19 protein-coding genes are annotated in these 16,335 nt (G+C 70.4%); 12 read left to right on the top strand and 7 right to left on the bottom strand.

From position 1 onward, the window contains the following. Window positions 1–5 precede the first annotated feature (5 nt). Window positions 6–1,424: an NAD(P)/FAD-dependent oxidoreductase gene (locus ATM97_RS23880; protein WP_255588269.1), complete on the bottom strand. Its 1,419-nt coding sequence runs from the start codon at window positions 1,422–1,424 to the stop codon at window positions 6–8. Window positions 1,425–1,623: 199 nt separating this feature from the next. On the opposite strand from ATM97_RS23880, the gene ATM97_RS23875 reads away from it, so the two are divergent. Beyond that, window positions 1,624–2,262, top strand: coding sequence for a TetR/AcrR family transcriptional regulator (locus ATM97_RS23875; RefSeq protein ID WP_218720326.1), 639 nt, complete (start codon window positions 1,624–1,626; stop codon window positions 2,260–2,262). A gap of 13 nt (window positions 2,263–2,275) precedes the next feature. Here the strand turns inward: ATM97_RS23875 and ATM97_RS23870 are convergent, their stop codons facing one another. Beyond that, window positions 2,276–3,199, bottom strand: a complete 924-nt coding sequence (locus ATM97_RS23870) for an oxygenase MpaB family protein (RefSeq protein ID WP_218720324.1) — start codon at window positions 3,197–3,199, stop codon at window positions 2,276–2,278. A 120-nt stretch (window positions 3,200–3,319) separates the two neighbouring features. On the opposite strand from ATM97_RS23870, the gene ATM97_RS23865 reads away from it, so the two are divergent. After that, window positions 3,320–3,991, top strand: a complete 672-nt coding sequence (locus tag ATM97_RS23865) for a TetR/AcrR family transcriptional regulator (protein ID WP_218720322.1) — start codon at window positions 3,320–3,322, stop codon at window positions 3,989–3,991. Between the two features lie 2 nt (window positions 3,992–3,993). Here ATM97_RS23865 and ATM97_RS23860 read toward each other — a convergent pair whose 3' ends face one another. From ATM97_RS23860 to ATM97_RS23850, 3 genes are read right to left on the bottom strand one after another with little or no spacing between them, the layout of a single operon-like run. After that, window positions 3,994–4,602, bottom strand: a complete 609-nt coding sequence (locus tag ATM97_RS23860) for a GDSL-type esterase/lipase family protein (RefSeq protein ID WP_218720320.1) — start codon at window positions 4,600–4,602, stop codon at window positions 3,994–3,996. A 44-nt stretch (window positions 4,603–4,646) separates the two neighbouring features. Then, window positions 4,647–5,225 (bottom strand): VanZ family protein, encoded by a 579-nt coding sequence (locus tag ATM97_RS23855; protein WP_218720318.1) that lies wholly within the window; start codon window positions 5,223–5,225, stop codon window positions 4,647–4,649. 22 nt (window positions 5,226–5,247) lie between these two features. Then, window positions 5,248–5,811: a TetR/AcrR family transcriptional regulator gene (locus ATM97_RS23850; protein WP_218720317.1), complete on the bottom strand. Its 564-nt coding sequence runs from the start codon at window positions 5,809–5,811 to the stop codon at window positions 5,248–5,250. A gap of 93 nt (window positions 5,812–5,904) precedes the next feature. On the opposite strand from ATM97_RS23850, the gene ATM97_RS23845 reads away from it, so the two are divergent. Genes ATM97_RS23845 through ATM97_RS23835 form a run of 3 tightly spaced genes read left to right on the top strand, consistent with a single transcriptional unit; the run spans window position 5,905 to window position 8,130 of the window. After that, the gene (locus ATM97_RS23845) at window positions 5,905–6,375 is read left to right on the top strand and encodes a DUF4334 domain-containing protein (RefSeq protein ID WP_218720315.1); all 471 of its coding nucleotides are present in this window, start codon (window positions 5,905–5,907) and stop codon (window positions 6,373–6,375) included. Then, a complete protein-coding gene (locus tag ATM97_RS23840; RefSeq protein WP_218720313.1) occupies window positions 6,375–7,463 on the top strand; it encodes an NAD(P)-dependent alcohol dehydrogenase in 1,089 nt (362 codons plus the stop codon). The genes ATM97_RS23845 and ATM97_RS23840 overlap by 1 nt, the downstream gene beginning before the upstream one ends. A 28-nt stretch (window positions 7,464–7,491) precedes the next feature. Continuing rightward, window positions 7,492–8,130, top strand: coding sequence for a TetR/AcrR family transcriptional regulator (locus ATM97_RS23835; RefSeq protein ID WP_218720312.1), 639 nt, complete (start codon window positions 7,492–7,494; stop codon window positions 8,128–8,130). 13 nt (window positions 8,131–8,143) lie between these two features. Here ATM97_RS23835 and ATM97_RS23830 read toward each other — a convergent pair whose 3' ends face one another. Further along, complete coding sequence (locus tag ATM97_RS23830; RefSeq protein ID WP_218720310.1) at window positions 8,144–8,803, bottom strand: TetR/AcrR family transcriptional regulator; 660 nt, start codon at window positions 8,801–8,803, stop codon at window positions 8,144–8,146. 142 nt (window positions 8,804–8,945) lie between these two features. Between ATM97_RS23830 and ATM97_RS23825 the strand changes: the two genes are divergently transcribed. From ATM97_RS23825 to ATM97_RS23805, 5 genes are all read left to right on the top strand, one after another. After that, the gene (locus tag ATM97_RS23825; RefSeq protein WP_218720309.1) at window positions 8,946–9,746 is read left to right on the top strand and encodes an alpha/beta fold hydrolase; all 801 of its coding nucleotides are present in this window, start codon (window positions 8,946–8,948) and stop codon (window positions 9,744–9,746) included. Next, entirely contained in the window at window positions 9,743–11,191 is a 1,449-nt protein-coding gene (locus tag ATM97_RS23820) for an NAD(P)/FAD-dependent oxidoreductase (RefSeq protein ID WP_218720307.1), read from the top strand. Before ATM97_RS23825 ends, ATM97_RS23820 begins: the two co-directional genes overlap by 4 nt. After that, complete coding sequence (locus ATM97_RS23815; protein WP_218720305.1) at window positions 11,188–12,852, top strand: GMC family oxidoreductase; 1,665 nt, start codon at window positions 11,188–11,190, stop codon at window positions 12,850–12,852. The genes ATM97_RS23820 and ATM97_RS23815 overlap by 4 nt, the downstream gene beginning before the upstream one ends. Window positions 12,853–12,872: 20 nt before the next feature. Next, window positions 12,873–13,406, top strand: coding sequence for a DUF4334 domain-containing protein (locus tag ATM97_RS23810; RefSeq protein ID WP_218720555.1), 534 nt, complete (start codon window positions 12,873–12,875; stop codon window positions 13,404–13,406). A 78-nt stretch (window positions 13,407–13,484) separates the two neighbouring features. Then, window positions 13,485–13,808, top strand: coding sequence for a hypothetical protein (locus ATM97_RS23805; RefSeq protein WP_218720304.1), 324 nt, complete (start codon window positions 13,485–13,487; stop codon window positions 13,806–13,808). A gap of 57 nt (window positions 13,809–13,865) precedes the next feature. Here the strand turns inward: ATM97_RS23805 and ATM97_RS23800 are convergent, their stop codons facing one another. Next, the gene (locus ATM97_RS23800) at window positions 13,866–14,510 is read right to left on the bottom strand and encodes a TetR/AcrR family transcriptional regulator (protein WP_218720302.1); all 645 of its coding nucleotides are present in this window, start codon (window positions 14,508–14,510) and stop codon (window positions 13,866–13,868) included. Window positions 14,511–14,606: 96 nt separating this feature from the next. Here ATM97_RS23800 and ATM97_RS23795 point away from each other — a divergent pair, with 96 nt between their 5' ends. Both ATM97_RS23795 and ATM97_RS23790 read left to right on the top strand, forming a co-directional pair. Continuing rightward, window positions 14,607–14,978 carry a nitroreductase family deazaflavin-dependent oxidoreductase gene (locus ATM97_RS23795; protein ID WP_218720301.1) on the top strand — a complete coding sequence of 124 codons (372 nt, stop codon included), beginning with the start codon at window positions 14,607–14,609 and terminating at the stop codon, window positions 14,976–14,978. Window positions 14,979–15,072: 94 nt separating this feature from the next. Beyond that, complete coding sequence (locus ATM97_RS23790; RefSeq protein WP_218720300.1) at window positions 15,073–16,329, top strand: MFS transporter; 1,257 nt, start codon at window positions 15,073–15,075, stop codon at window positions 16,327–16,329. Window positions 16,330–16,335 lie beyond the last annotated feature (6 nt).

The raw sequence follows: 16,335 nt of genomic DNA, 5'->3' as shown, positions 1-16,335 counted from the left end.
CGTGGTCAGTCGGGGCGGGACTCGCCGTGGGCCGCCGTCAGCAACGGTGTGCTGGGAGCCGGGGGCGGTGTCGACCGGGAGGGGGTGCCGCGCAGCGTGGTTCGGGTGATCAGGGCGTTGCGTGCCGCCACCCGGATTTCGCGGGCGAGGTCGGCGAGGACGGCCGGTATGTTGCGCTGATGGCGCAGCGCGCCGGCGACCAGCCGCAGCGCCAGGACGGGAGTGTGCAGGTCCGCCGGTGGCCGGGTGCGGGAGAAGATGCCGGTGGTGATCCGGGCCAGTTCGGGGTCGTCGGTGGCGCGGCGGTAGAGCTCGGTCTCCAAGGGGCGCATGGCTTCTCCGCGCGCCAGCCGGTTGGTCCAGTGGAAGATGGCGCGGCATTCGATGATGCGGCGGCGTTCCCAGTCGCGGAGGGCGCGGTCGAGGGTGGCGGGGTTGTCGAGGGTGTCGGCGACGGTTTCGGCGAGTAGTCGGCCGTAGTGCAGGGCGTCGCGGATGCCCTGGGCGGTCACCGGGTCTTTGAAGTGCCCGGCGTCGCCGGGCAGTGCCCAGCCGGGGCCGGTGGATCGGCGGAAGTAGGAGGAGATGCCGGTGGCGGTGCGTACGCGTCCGACGCGGTGGCAGCCGTTGAGCCGGGCCGCGAGGGCGGGAATGCGTTCGACGGCTTCGGTGTAGCGGCGTTCGGCTTCGCCGGGGCCGGAGCGTTCGCGGGTGGCGGGTGGTTGGACCAGGCTCAGGATCAGGCCGTCGTCGCAGGGGAAGGCGGTGCCGAGATCGGCGCCGGCGCGCCATTGCGCGGCGGTGTCTCGCGGGGTGTCGTCGGTGTCGCGCCAGTAGGCGTAGTAGCAGTCGCGTCCGCTGGGGACGGTGAGGAACGGGTCGTCGGCGCCGACGGCGCGGGCGATGGTGCTGTGTCTGCCGTCGGCGCCGACGACCAGGGCGGCGCGGATCTCGACGACGGCGCCGGAGCGGTCGGTGTATCGGACGCCGGCGCAGCGATTGTCGGCCCAGATCACCGAGGTGACCCGGCAGCGCTGGCGGACGTCGGCGCCCGCGGCGACGGCGGCGCGGACGAGGACGCCGTCGAGGCCGGTGCGGCGCACGCACATGGCGTAGTCGATACCGTCGACGGTGGGGAAGGTGGAGGTGATGCCGTATCCGGCGCCTTCGGCGTAGGCCTGGGTCAGTCGCGGGGCGCCGAGTGCCTCGACTTCGGTGAGTACGCCCAGTCGCTGGAGCTCGGCCAGCCCGGCGGGCCAGAGCAGGTGGGTGGACAGGGTGTCCGAGGGCAGGGCGGCGGAATCCAGGACGACGACTCTGCGGCCGGCTCGCGCCAACGTCACTGCGGTCGCCGAGCCGGCGCAGCGCGCGCCGACGATGACGACGTCGGCCGACTCGGCCGAGGTGACGGGGGAATCGAGCATGGGTACCGCCTCGGTCATCGAGTCTCGGACAGTGTGTCCGAGACGATGATCCGGTCGGCGGCGACCACTGTCAACAGCACACGGACGCAACGGATTCGCGCCCGCTCGCCCGTTGCCGATCCCTGGGCGGAGTGGAGGAGCACAATGGGCGCATGGTCGACGCATGTGCGCTCGCGGCCGAGCAGTCGAGGAGCCGCCGATGCCCTCGCTGACCCGTGTCCCGCGATCGGCCCGCAAACCGTCCGACGATCGGCGGACCGAGTTCGAGCCGCGGGTGTTACGCGCGGTGGAGGATCTGCTGGCCGACGGCACGCCGTTCACCGAGCTGGCCGTGCAGCGGATCGCCGCGGCGTCCGGGTCGGCCAGATCGACGTTCTACCGGTATTTTCCGGACAAGAGCAGGCTGTTGGTCCGGCTGGGCGAGTTGGCGACCGCCGATTTGTTCGCGGCGGCGGAGCGGTGGTGGAGTGCCGAGCACACCGATCGGCAGGCCGGTGTGGTGGTGGCAGCCGCGGCGATGATCGACGGTGTCCGCGCGCACCGCTATCTGCTGTTGGCTTTGAGCGAGGTCGCCGCTTACGACCGCGAGGTGGGTGCGTTCTGGCGGGCGCGGGTCGCCGCGTTCACCGAGCTGGTGGCGGCGCGTCTGGCGGCGGATCGTGCGGCGGGCCGGGTCAGCGCGCGGCTCGATCCGCGGGCCACCGCGTTGATCTTGACCTCGATGGTCGAGCGCACGATGGCCGTGGCCTGCTCCGGTGACATCGGGGTCGATGACGGGGAGCTGGCCACGGCGCTCGGGCGAGCCATCTGGTTGGTGGTCTACGGCGACGCGCCGTGAGCGGTGGTGTCGGTCAGCGGAGTGCGGCGTCGGGGGCGAAGGAGGTGAGTCCGACGTCGCGGTACTTGGTGACGAGTTTCTGGTACTTGCGCCGGTTGCGGGCCATGGGGGAGTCGGTCACCGAGGCGGGCAGGCGGTCGAACGCGATCCGCAGGGCTTTGGTGATCGCCTGGAATTCGCGCTCGTGGCGGCGGGTCCAGGGGTAGGGCATGCGGGCGCGGACGTCGGGATGCATGATGCCGCAGCCGAGCACCATCAGGAGGTGGCCGAGCGCGGGCGAGCTCAACCGCCACAGCGGGCCGGTGGCCGCGGGCAGGAAGTACGGGCGCGGGGCGTGGCGGACCGAGGCGACGGCGGCGTCGAGGGCGGGCGTGGACCGGAGTTCGGTAACTGCCATGTGCGTGTAGTGGGTGACGAGTTCGGTGTAGTCCTCGATCGGTCGCGACTTGCCGGGCAGGTGCAGGCCGAGGGTCTTGTGCCGGTAGTGGTCCCAGATGGCCTGGTTCTCGGCGAGGGTCGGTTCGGCGCCGGTGAGGGCGATGTAGGCGCCGCGCTGGACGAAGAACGTGGAGTAGAGGATCCAGTTCCATGATTGGGGGTTGAGCGCGGAGTACCGCTCCCCGTCCGGTCCGATCCCCTTGACGTCGCGGTGCAGGACCATCAGGCGCTGTGCTTCGGTCTCGCGGTCGGTGTCCTCGCCGTGGTAGATCAGCTGGTCGGCGGCCGCGGTGCGGACCGCGCGCGCCCAGGGCTGGTTGCGGGACCGTCCGGTGGCTTCGAGTGCGGCGGAGACGGGCGGCAGCATCGGCTGGTCGAACAGGCCGACGCTGAACAGGCTGAACAGGACCGAGCCGCCTACCCGCTCGAAGCGGGCGACAGCGTCGGAGACCTGCTCGGGCGTTGCCGTGGTCGCGAGATGGGGCACGGGGCAGGACATCGGGGGAACTCCTTTGTTCCGGTGTCGTGGACCACCGGCCCGGGCGACACTTAGGGCGCTATTCTGGTGTCGCGCGACTCCAGAAACTCGTGTGGTGTCAGAGTGCACCAGAATGGTGGGATGGTCAAGAGCATGGGTGAGGATTCCGCGAACACGGCCGCGCCGCGTGCCTACGCGGGGGTGGCAGCCGACGAGCGTCGGTCCCGCCGCCGCGCCGCCCTGTTCGAGGCGGCGCTGGATCTGCTCGCCGAGGGTGGCGCGCCCGCGGTCACCAAGCGCGCGGTGTGTACCAGGGCCCGCCTGAACGACCGCTACTTCTACGAGCAGTTCGCCGATCGCGACGCTCTGTTGTCGGCGTTGGTCGACGACCTCACGACCGAGGGCATCGCCGTCGTGGTCACCGCCACCCACACTGCCGGCCCCGACCTCGACAGTCAGGTCCACGCCGCCGCCGACGCCGCGCTGGGCTTCCTGGTCGCCGACCCGCGCCGCCACGCCCTGCTGCTGACCGCGCACAGCACCGAGGCGCTGCAGGCCGCGCGCCTGTCCACCCAGCACTCGATCGCCCGCGCCATGGCGGCGGTCGGCCGCGAGCTCGTCCCGGAGTCGGCCGACGACGAACTCGACTCCGACATGGCCGCCTACGCGGTGGTCAGTGGCGCGCTCGAGCTGGTCGCGGCGTGGATGCGCGGCGAATTCGACACCACCCAGGCACATCTCACCGACGTCATCGCCCGCCAGCTACTGCAGATCAGATTCGCCGGCAGCCCCCGCACGACCCCCGCCGGCTGACGTCAGCGGCGTGGCACGGCGATCCACTCGCGCCAGCCGCCGTCGAGCACGAGGTCGGCCAGCCGGCGATAGCCGCCGCTGCCCGGATGCGCACCGTCGCCTGCCAGCACCTCCGCGCGCCAGACCGGGTCCTCGGCCACGGCCGCGGTGATGTCGATGAACGGCACGTCGCGCGCGTGGCAGAGGGCGGACATCTGTTCGGCCAGCGTGGTGACGCGGCGCAGATGCGGTTCGCCCGCTTCGATCACCGGCGGCGGACCCACGACCAGCGGTGCGATCCCACGCCGGCGGGCACCGTCGATGATCGTGGCGAGATTGTCCAGGCTGCGAGCCGGATCGACTCGGACCGCGCCGTTCTCCTCGATCGCGTCGTTGGCGCCGAAGGACAGCACCAGTCGCTGGTCGGCCCCGCTCATCCCGCGCGGTTCGATCTCGGTCCAGCAGCGGCGCAGCACATCCTCGGAGGTGTTGCGCCGGATTCCGAGATTGAACGCGGTCGTGCCGACGCCGGTGGCCGCGAGGACGCGCCCCACCCAGCCGCGGTACTCGGGGTCACCGATCCCCTGGACGAAGGAATCGCCGAAAAAGAAGATACGAAGATCTGCGCTCACCGGGACGACAGTACGAGCGCGTGTGGGCGCCGCGCGCGACGGCCTCAGCTCGCCCAGCCGAGCCGGACCAACACCCGGTCACTGCGCGACGCCCCGGATTCCCGGCGCGCGACGTGGACGGCCGCCGACCACGCGCCGAGTCCGGCGCCGACGGCGTTGAGCAGGACGTCGTCGACCGAGGTCACCCGCCCCAGATCGAGGATGTACTGCAGGATCTCCAGCGCGGTCGAGACGACCGCGCCGACCGCTGTCATCCGCGCGACGCCCGACATTCGCGGAAACCGCAGCGGGAGCAGGAAACCCAGCGGCAGGAACACCATCAGATTGGCGCCCACCTGGACGAACGCGGTGCCCGGCGCCGCGCCGAGCGTGTCGAGGAGGTCCCGCAGCGGCATCAAGCTCACCGCCCGTGTTCCGGTGGCGGGCGTGAGGATCATCCACACCCACGGCAGCGTCGCGCCGACGATGCCGACTTCGGCGATCGACCGCCGCAGCGCGAGGCGACGCGGCAGCCCCGCGTGGAGCCGACGAGTGACGAGCAGCGCGGTAGCGGCCGTTAACACCGGCACCGCCACCGTCCAGGCGATCAGGACATGCCCCCACGACGTCCACACGCTCCCCATCGGCCCCACGATAGTGGCGCTGTTAGGGGGCGACGATGCGGGCGGCGGCGAAGACGGTCGCGGCGCGGCGGGTCGAGAGTTGCTCGATGTCGCCCCGCTCGGCGGCGAAGCGGGCCTGCATCGCGTTGGTGCGGGTCAGGTCGGAGAGCATGCGCAGCAGGATTACCGGCGGCACTGCGTCGGTGAGCAGGCCCTCGCGCTGACCGCGGCGCAGTTCGGCGAGTTTGGCGTCGATGGTGCGGCGCAGCAGCGGGCCGATGTGGGCGCCTTCGGGTTCCAGGTCCGACCAGGCCTGCAGACGCGCGTTGTCGGGGTGGGCGACGAAGTGGTCGAACAGGCGGCCGACGTAGGCGGGCACGTCGTCGGCGCTGAGCGCGGTCTCCTCGGCCGTTTCGGTGGTCCAGCGCTCGGTGACGGCCGCGTAGAGCTCGTTCTTGCCGGGAAAGTAGGCGTAGAGGCGGTCCTTGCTGGCGTGGGCGGCGTCGGCGATGCGGTTGATCCGGGCGCCCGCGATGCCGAATTCGGCGAACTCCGCCTTCGCGGCAGCGAGTATTCGCTCCCGGGTTGCCTCGCCTGCCGCACGCATGGCCGGAAGCCTACCCCCTTGCCGAACCATCTGGTTCGGAACTATGGTCCGTTCGGAACCAGATGGTTCTGGAATCGGCGAGACGAGGACACCATGGGCGCGGACAAGCCACGCTGGCAGCAACTCCGGGAGCAGACCGAGGGCGTCTCCACCGCCGAACTGGACGCGCTGTGGACCCGGCTACGCCCGGCCCGCACCGACGACATCCTCGGTGAGTGGCGCGGCGATGCCTTCCAGACCGGCCACCCGCTGTGCCGGGCGCTGCCCGCGAGCCGCTGGTACGGCAAGACCTTCCTCGCGGTCGACGACGCCAAGCCGCTGATCTGCCGCGCCGAGGACGGCACCCTGTTCTCCGATGTCGAACTGGGACAGGGCGAGGCGACCCTGTGGAACATCGAGTTCCGCGGCGAGGTGACCGCGACGATGGTCTACGACGGCCGCGCGGTGTTCGACCATTTCAAGTGGCTCGACGAGAACACACTGATGGGCATCATGAACGGTCGGGCGGAACTGGTGCTGTCCCGTGGCGAACACTTCTACTTCCTGCTGGAACGGGTGTCCTGATGCGCACCACGGCGGTCCTGTCGCGAGACCCGGCCGCGGCGTTCTCGGTCGAGGATATCGAGGTCGACGAGCCGCGCGCCGGGGAGATCCTGGTGCGCGTCACCGCGGCGGGCATCTGTCACACCGACCTGGTGACCCGGCGCGCGGGCGCGGCGGATCGGCCGATCCTGCTCGGGCACGAGGGCGCCGGTGTCGTGGCCGCGGTCGGGCCCGAGGTGGCGACGGTGCGGCCCGGCGACCATGTCGTGCTGACCTTCCGGCACTGCGGTCGGTGCTCGGCCTGCGTGGACGGGCGCCCGGCCTACTGTCAGCGTTCGGTCGCGCTCAACCAGTTCGGTCGCCGCGCGCACGACGCGCCACGGGTGCTGCTCGACGGTGCCCCGGTGCTGGACGGATTCTTCGGCCAGTCGAGTTTCGCCGGATACGCCCTGACCACCGAGGACAACACGATCGTCGTCGACCCGGCGCTGGATCTGGCTGTGGCCGCGCCGTTCGGCTGTGGTTTCCAGACGGGGGCCGGCGCGGTCCTGAACGTGCTGCGGCCCACCGCGGGTGCCTGGCTGGCGGTGTACGGTGCCGGCGCGGTCGGGATGGCGGCGTTGCTCGCGGCGCGCACGGTCGCGGGCGTGCGGGTGGTCGTCGTGGAAACCTCGGCGGCGCGGCGGGAATCGGCGCTCGCGCTCGGTGCCGAGGCCGCGCTGGATCCGGCCGAGGGGCCGACGGTGCCGCGACTGCGCGAACTCACCGGCGGCGGCGTTACCCACGCGATCGACACCACCGGTGTGCCCGCGGTGCTCGGTGACGCGGTCGCCGCGCTGACCACCGGGGCGACCGTGGTGGCCGTCGGGCTCGGCGCGGGGACGCCGCCGGTAGATGTCAGCGATATCGTGTTGCGCGGCAAGACGATTCGCGGGTGCCTCGAGGGCGACAGCGTGCCGTCGACGTTCCTGCCGCATCTGCTCTCGCTGTACGCCGAGGGCCGGTTCCCGGTGGACCGGCTCATCGGCCGCTACCCGCACACCGAGATCGACACCGCGCTCGCCGACCAGCGGGCCGGGCGCGTGGTCAAACCAGTGCTGACATGGTGAACGACGAACCCGGCGAACGGTCCCGCACATGACGATCCTGCACAGCGACATCCTCGGCACCGAAGACGAGGACACCCCGCCGAATTCGACGACCGTCGCCGCCCGCGCCGAACGGCTGCTCGCGGCGTTGAACGCGGCCCGCGAGGTCTTCGTCGCACACGGCTATCACGGCGCGAGCATGGATCAGATCGGCCTGCGGGCGGGCATGAGCAAGCCCGTGCTGTACACGCTGTACGCGAACAAGCTCGATCTGTATCTGGCGGTGCTGCAGCATCATCTGGATCGGATGGTCGGCGGGATCCGCAGCGCGCTGGCCGGGGCGACCGGGCAGGAAGACAAGGTCCGGCGCGCGGTGCTGGCCTATTTCGACTTCGTCGACGAGGACCCGGACGGGCACGTGCTGATCTTCGAGTCGCCGGTGCCCAGCGAGCCGAGCGTGCGGTGGCGGGCCCGGCACGCCTTCGGTGAGTGCGCGGTACTGGTGAGTGCGGAGTTGCGTGCGGCCGGGATGGACGACGCGCGGGCGTTCACCTGCGCGTTCGGTGTGGTCGGCGCCAGTCATCTGGCGGCGCGGCAGTGGCTGGACACGGGCAAGCCGATTCCCAAGCGGGACGCGGTGGAGACGACGGTCGCGCTGTGCTGGAACGGGCTGGCCGGAATCGGCTGACCCGATTGCGGTCTCAGTCGGTGACGGCGGGCAGGGGACTGCCGTCGAGGAGTTCGTCGCTGGGTAGCCGGCCGATGAGCACGGCCAAGGCGCGTTTCCAGCGGCGCACGACCGCCTCGCGTTCGCCGAGGGTGCCGGTGAGCATGGCCGTCATCGACAGGCCGGTCAGCAGATCGATGGTGAATTCGACGAGGATCTCCGCGCGCGGGTCCGCGGCGTACGGTTCGCCGACGACCTCGAGGTAGAGCCTGCGCATCTCGGTGAAGACGCGGCGCTCCTCGTGCACGAGACGTTCGCGGAGCTCGGCGTCGGTGCGGGCGGCGACCCACAGGTCCAGCGCGGTGAAGAAGGCGGGGCTGTTCAGGTCGCGCCAGGCCAGGTCGACGACCGATTGCAGCCGGTCGCGTCCGGGTGGCAGGAGTTCGGCTTCGCGCTGGAACTGCTCGAGCCGCAGATCCACGACGCGGGTGGTGGCCGCGATGAGCAGTTCGGCGCGGGTGGGGAAGTGGTGCTGCACGGTGCCGCGGGCCAGTCCGGCGCGTTCCTGGACGGCGCTGACGGTGGTCGCGGCGTAGCCGCGTTCGAGCAGGCATTGCGCCGTGCAGTCGAGGATCAGGGCCCTGGTCGAGGCCCGGCGTTCGGCCTGGGTGCGGCGCGGTTGTTGCAGGGTCACCCGACAAATCGTACGCGCTGACGGTAAGTATGAGCGAACGCCGGGCGAATCTTCCCCCGATTGCCTATTGACGCAGCGCCAGTGACCTGGTGCAATCGAGAAACCGTACGCAGTAACTGTTTCTTCTGAGTGAAGGGCTGCGATGACGCAGATCTCTCATATTCGCCGGGGCACCGGCTCGCCGATCGTGCTGGTGCACGGTCTCGGCAGCCGCTGGCAGATCTTCGCGCCGGTGATCGATCTCCTGGCCGAGCGGCACGAGGTGATCGCGCTCGACCTGCCGGGATTCGGTGCGTCGCCGGAACTGCCCGGTGTGCTGCCCGGCCCGCGCGGGTACGCCGACTGGCTGGCGCGGTGGCTCGGTGACCACGACATCCGGCACCCGCACGTCGTCGGCAGCTCCATGGGCGGCGGCATCGCCCTCGAGCTGGGCCGCACCGGGGTCGCCGCCGCCGTCACCGCGTTCTCCCCGGTCGGCTTCTACGGGCGTCCCGGCCTGCGCTGGGTCCAGGGATCGCTGACCGCCATGCGCGCGGTCGCCCGCGTCGCCGGTCCGGCCCTGGACAAGGCGGTCGAGTACCGCGCCGGGCGGGCGGCGCTGCTGGCGGTGATGTTCGGGCAGCCGACCCAGGTGAGGCCCGACGCCGCGCGAATCGACCTGGCCGGGCTGGCGGGCGCGACCGCCTTCGCCGCCGCCCGCGACGATTTCGCCACCTATGTCCTGGCCACCGGTGACGACCCCGGCGCGCTGACCACGATCCCGGTGACGATCGCCTGGGGCACCCGCGATGTCGTGCTCACCCACCGCACCCAGAGCGCCCGCGCGCGAGCGGTACTGCCGTTCGCCCGCCACACCGACCTGCCCGGCTGCGGCCACCTGCCGTTCAGCGACGCCCCTGAGCTGTGTGTTCGGACCATCCTCGACAACCGGAGTGCTCCATGAAACCTTCGATCGCGGTCATCGGCAGCGGATTCGGTGGCCTGGCCGCCGTGATCGCGTTGAAGAAACGGGGCTTCGACGACATCATCGTCTTCGAGAAGGCCGACGACGTCGGCGGCGTGTGGCGCGAGAACACCTACCCCGGCGCGGCCTGCGATGTGCCCTCGCCGTTCTACTCGTATTCCTTCGAGCCGAATCCGCGGTGGCCGCACCGCTTCTCGCGGCAACCGGCGATTCTGGACTACATCCGTGACGTCGCCGACAAGTACGACGTGCGCCGCCACATCCGCTTCGGCACCGAGGTCACCGGGGCCGAGTTCGACGACGCGACGGGTCGGTGGACCGTGCGCCTGGACTCGGGCGAACAGGTCCGGGTCGATGTCGTCGTGCCCGCGGTCGGCCAGCTCTCACGTCCCGCGCTGCCCGCCATCGAGGGCCGGGAAAGCTTCGCGGGCACCACTTTCCACTCCGCGGAGTGGAACCACGACATCGATCTGACGGGCAAGCGCGTCGCGGTGATCGGCACGGGGGCCAGTGCGGTCCAGTTCGTGCCCGAGATCCAGCCGCGCGTGGCGAAGCTGACCCTGTTCCAGCGCACCGCGCCCTACATCGTCCCGCGCCCGGACCGTGAATTCGGTTCCCTGCACCACCGGGTGTTCGAGAAGTTGCCGGTGACCGAGCTGGCCGAGCGCGGCACCTGGTACAGCGTGGTCGAAGGGCTCAGCCTGGCCTGGGTCTACGCCAAGCCGCTGGCCGCCGCCATCCGGGCGATCTCCAAGTGGCACATGCGCAGGCAGACCGCGGCCAAACCGGGCCTGTTCGAGCAGGTGTGGCCCGACTATCCCATCGGCTGCAAGCGGATGCTGTTCTCCGACAACTACCTGCCCGCGCTGACCCAGCCGAATGTCGAGGTGAGCACCGACAAGATCACCGGGATCACCCCGACCGGGGTGTGCACCGCCGACGGCCGCGAACACGAGGTCGACGTCATCATCTGGGGGACCGGGTTCAAGTCGACCGAGTTCCTCGCGCCGATGTCGATCACCGGCGCGGGCGGGCTCGCGCTCGACCAGGAATGGCGCACCGGCGCGCACGCCTACTACGGCATGACGGTGCCGCGGTTCCCGAACCTGTTCATCATGTACGGGCCCAACACCAATACCGGTGGTGGCTCGATCATCTACTTCCTCGAGACCCAGGCCGAGTACCTCGGTGACTACGTGGCCCATCTGGCCGCCACCGGCAAACCGCTGACCGTGCGGCCCGAGGTCGAACAGGCCTACGACACGCGTATCCAGGCTCAGCTCACCGACAGCGTGTGGAGCCGGTGCTCGTCGTGGTATCGGCAGGCCGACGGCCGCATCACCACGAACTGGCCGCTGCTCGGCATCCAATACAAGAAGCAGGCGCGATTCGACGCCGCCGACTACGAGGTGATCTCCGCATGACTGACTACGACTACGACGTGATCGTCGTCGGCTCCGGATTCGGTGGCAGCGTGACCGCGCTGCGCCTGACCGAGAAGGGCTACCGGGTCGGTGTTCTCGAATCCGGCAGGCGCTGGAACGCCGAGGACTACCCGAAGACGAACTGGAACATTCCCAAGGCCATCTGGGCGCCGCGGCTGGGTCTGACCGGACCGCAGCGCATCAGCGTGCTCGGCAAATGCCTGGTGTTCAGCGGCTCCGGCGTCGGCGGTGGCTCGCTGATCTACGGCAACACCCTCTACGAGCCGCTGCCGGAGTTCTACCAGGACCGCGCGTGGGCGCACATCACCGACTGGAAGAGCGAACTCGCGCCCTACTACGACCAGGCCAAGCGGATGCTGGGTGTCGTGGAGAACCCGCGGATCGGCCCGAAGGACGAAGTGCTGCTGCAGGTCGCGCGCGGCATGAACGTCGCCGACACCTTCCATCGCACCCAGGTCGGGGTGTTCTTCAACGAGGGCGAGGAAGGCGTCGAGGTCGACGACCCCTACTTCGGCGGCGCCGGTCCGCGGCGGGCGGGCTGCATCCACTGTTCGGACTGCTTCACCGGCTGCAAGCACAACGCGAAGAACACCACCACGGTCAACTACCTGCATCTGGCGGAAAGCCGGGGCGCGCAGGTGCATCCGCTGACCACGGTGACCTCGGTGGCGCCCGACGGTGCCGGCGGCTACCGGGTCGAGACCGTCGCCTCGAACGGGTGGCTGCGCAAGCAGCGGCGCACGTTCACCGCCCAGCAGGTGGTGTTCGCGGCCGCGGCGCTGGGCACCCAGAAGCTGCTGCACAAGCTGCGCGCCGACGGCACGCTGCCCCAGCTCTCGCCCCGGGTCGGGGAGCTGACGCGCAGCAACTCCGAGGCGATCATCGGCGTCACCAGCAAGTCCCGCAAGGACTTCTCCCAGGGCGTGGCCATCACCTCCTCCATCCACCCGGAGCCGCAGACCCACGTCGAGGTGTGCACCTACGGCACCGGGCAGAACGCGCTGTTCCTGCAGACGGTGCCGATGGTCGACGGTGGCGCGTTCCGGTTCCTGCGCCTGCTGCTGACGATCCTGCTGCACCCGATCCAGTTCCTGCGGTCGCAGAACGCGCACGGCGCCTCGAACCGGTCGGTGATCCTGCTGGTCATGCAGTCGCTGGACAACTCGCTGACCTCGTACCTCAAGGGACGCAGGTTGGTCACCAAACAGGGCAGCGGCGAACCGAATCCCGAGTGGATTCCGCTCGCGCACGAGATCGCCCGCAAGTACGCCGACGAATGCGACGGTGTCAGCGGCAATATCGCCACCGACATCTTCAACATTCCCGCCACCGCGCACTACATCGGCGGCTGCACGATCGGTGACTCGAGCGATACCGGCGTGATCGACCCCTACCAGCGGATCTACGGCTACCCCGGCCTGCACATCGCCGACGGCAGCGCGATCACCGCGAACCTCGGGGTCAACCCGTCGCTGACCATCACCGCGCAGGCCGAACGCGCGATGGCGTACTGGCCCAACAAGGGCGAGGCCGATCCGCGCCCAGCCCTGGGTGCCGCCTATCAGCGGGTCGCGCCCGTCGCCCCCGCCCATCCCGTCGTGCCCGCCTCGGCGCCGGGCGCGCTGCGGTTGCCCGCATGAGCCGTTCCGGAGAGGACTCCATGACCGCCACCGATCACCTCGCCGCGCTCGGCTCCGCCTGCGACAGGGCGGACGCGCTGGCCCTGTTCGACAGCCTCCCGGCCGTCTCGCCTGCCGAGCTGACCGGCCGATGGCACGGGCGCGAGCTGGCCACCGGGCACGGGCTCGACGGGTTGCTCGAGGCCTCGGGCTGGTACGGCAAGCAGTTCGACGGCCTCGACAGTGTGCACCCGCTGCTGTTCTGCGATCCCGCGGGCGAGATCTTCGCCGTCGACCCGAAGAAGGTGCCGCTGGGGGTGGCCGACAAGGTGCCGCACTCGCTGGTGCGGCGCGGCCGCGGACTGCTCGGAGTGCTGAAGCCGGTCTTGCGCACTCGTCGGTACCGGGCCAGGTTGCGTTCGGTACAACATCGCGGAGTCGTGACGGCGGCGATGGTCTACGACCACCTGGCGATCATCGACGTGTTCCGCCGGGTCGACGAGGACACCGTGTTCGGTCTGATGGACTTCCGTGACCTCCCCGATCCCTATTTCTTCGTTCTCGGTCGGGACTGACGCACAACTCCGCTGGTAGTTCGGCGCGATCAGGGGTAGGCATGGGATACGGGACGCTCGTCGAAAGGACGGCAGGCCATGGCTACACACCCCGATCCGTGGGCTTCGCACCGCGATCCGCACGTACACAGGTTCCCTGATACCGAACGCACCTTCCGCTCCCACGCGGGGGAGTCCATCCAGGACTCCCTCAACTGGCCCGGTTTGTTCCTCATCGGTGTCGGCATCGTCTTTCTCGCCGCGACCTTGACGGCCGCGGGTTCCGGCTTCGCCGGGTGGGCAGTGATCGCAGGGCTGATCTGCGGTGTGTGCCTGCTGTCGGGAGTGGCGATCGTGCTGGCCGAACATCGCCGGATCAAGGTCGGCGAGGGACTGCACCTGACCGATCCCGCCGGTCACTGAGTGCGGCGGTAGTCCACGTCCGGGCGGGTGCCCACCCGCCCGGTGATGGTCGTCGTGTCAGGCGCGGCGTAGTTCGAGCGCGTCCAGGATCAGATCGAGCCCGTAGGCGAACTCGGCGGTGTGGTCGTAGCCCGGGCGCAGGGCGTGCTCGACGATCAGTTCGGTGAGATGCGGCAAGTCCTCGGCGGGCAGGGTCGCGAGGATGTCGGTGGCGACCTCGGCGACCTCACCGGGCGTCCTCACGGGCAGGTTCGCTTCCTGTAGGACGTAGCCGCCGACGTAGCTGTCGATGAGTGAGATGGCGTGCGCCGCCATGGGCAGGCTGAATCCGGCGGTGCGCAGCACCCCGAGGACGGCGTCGTGGTGGCGCAGTGTCGCCGGGCCGGGGTGGCGCCGGGAGTCCATGAGTCCCAGTGCCCAGGTGTGCTGGGACAGGACCCGGTGCGCGGAGGCCGCGCGGGCACGGATCGCCTCGCGCCAGTCGTCGCGGTCGGTGGGGGGTAGGTCGATGGCGGCGAACACCGTGTCGACCACACCGTCGAGGATCGCGTCCTTGTTCGGCACGTGGTGATACAGCGACATCGCCTCCACCCCGAGTTCCTGGGCCACCCGCCGCATCGTGATCGCTTCGGCGCCGGCGCGGTCCGCGACGCGGATGGCGGCGTCGAGGACGCGTTCGCGGCTGAGGGGTGGTCGGGTCACGGCAGCTCCTGGGCTCGGAAGTGTTGACAAGCTTACAGTCGTAAGACAGCCTTACCTATGTAAGTCCATCCGGGATGTCGCAGGGAGGAGAACCCGATGCCGATGCCGCGGTGGTGGGGTCAGATCAACAAGCGCGTGTTCAATCCGCGCGCGATCGAGGGCGGGAAATCGCCGGTGCTCATCCATGTCGGCCGACGGTCGGGGACGACGTATCGCACGCCCCTGGACGCCTATCCCGTCGACGGGGGCTATGTGTTCGTCCTCGTCTACGGCGCGCGCTGCGACTGGGCGCGCAACGTGCTGGCCGCGGGCCGGGCCCGACTGCGGGTCGACGGGCGGGAGCTGGAACTGACCGCACCGGTCGTCGTGGGCGAGGACGAGGCATTCCGGGCGCTGCCCGAGAATGTGGCGCGGCCGCCGAAGCTGCTGCGCATCACCGAGTTCCTGCGGATGGATCTGGTGGCCTGATTCGCGCACGCCGAGTGAAACGCTGGACACGAGCCGATCGTGCGCGAAGGAAACGATTGGACGGACGTCCACCTTTGCCGCACTGTTGACGACCATGAGCGAACATCCCGCCCAGCGGCGCACTCTCGCCGTGCTCGTGGCGGCCCAGATCTTCAGCGGAGCGGGACTCGCCGCGGGTATCACGGTCGGCGCGCTGCTGGCGCAGGACATGCTCGGGTCGACCGGATTGGCCGGACTGCCCAGCGCCATGTTCACCGTCGGGTCGGCGGCCGCCGCGGTCGGTGTCGGCCGGATCTCGCAGCGCGCCGGGCGCCGGGCCGGTCTCACCGTCGGCTACCTGGTCGGAGCGCTGGGCAGTTTCGGTGTCGTCGCCGCGGCGGTCACCGGAAGTCTCGGGCTGTTGTTCGCCTCGCTGATCGTCTACGGCGCCGGTACCGCGACCAGCTTGCAGGCCAGGTACGCGGGCGCCGACCTCGCCACACCCGCGCATCGGGCCCGCGCGATCAGCACGGTGCTGGTCGCGACGACGGTGGGCGCCGTGGTCGGGCCGAATCTGTTGCATCCCATGGCGAGTCTGGCCACCGCCTGGGGAATCCCGCCGCTGTCGGGGCCGTTCGTACTCTCCGGTGCGGCCTATCTGCTCGCCGGTCTGGTGCTGTGGGTGCTGCTGCGGCCGGATCCGCTCGTGCTGGCCCGCGAGCTCGTCCGCACCGACGAACCCACGGCGGCGGCCGAGCTCGCCGCAGGCAAGACCTGGTCGGCGCCGATCGTGGCGGGCGCGACCGTGATGGTGGTGACCCAGCTGGTGATGGCGGCGGTGATGACCATGACCCCGATCCACATGCAGCACCACGGCCACGGTGTCGGTGCGGCGGGCGTGGTGATCGCGGTGCACGTGGCGGGAATGTATCTGCCCTCGCTGCTGTCGGGTCTGCTCGTCGACCGGATCGGCGCGGGGCTGGTCGCCGTCGCCGCCGCGGGGACCCTGGTCGCGGCCGGTCTGGCCGCGGCGCTGGCCCCGCCGAGTTCGGTCCTCGCGCTGGCCGCCGCCCTCGGCCTGCTCGGGCTCGGCTGGAACCTCGGGCTGGTCGCGGGCACCACGATGATCGCCGACGCCACCCCCGTCGCGACCCGTGCCCGCACGCAGGGCACCGTCGACGTCGGGATCGCCGTCGCCGGGGCGGGCGGCGGACTGGGCTCGGGACTGATCGTCGCGGCGGCCGACTACCCCGGCCTGGCCCTGCTCGGTGCGGCGATCGCCCTGCTCATCGTCCCGGCGCTGGCCTGGAGCAGCCGCAGGCCCCGCGCCGACGCGCAGGCGCCGGCGCTCGACGCCCGCGTCGACGGGTGAGCGGTG

The sequence above is a fragment of the Nocardia sp. MH4 genome (assembly GCF_019266065.1).
GTDB lineage: Bacteria > Actinomycetota > Actinomycetes > Mycobacteriales > Mycobacteriaceae > Nocardia > Nocardia canadensis.
This window is presented reverse-complemented; position numbering and strand designations above follow the sequence as displayed.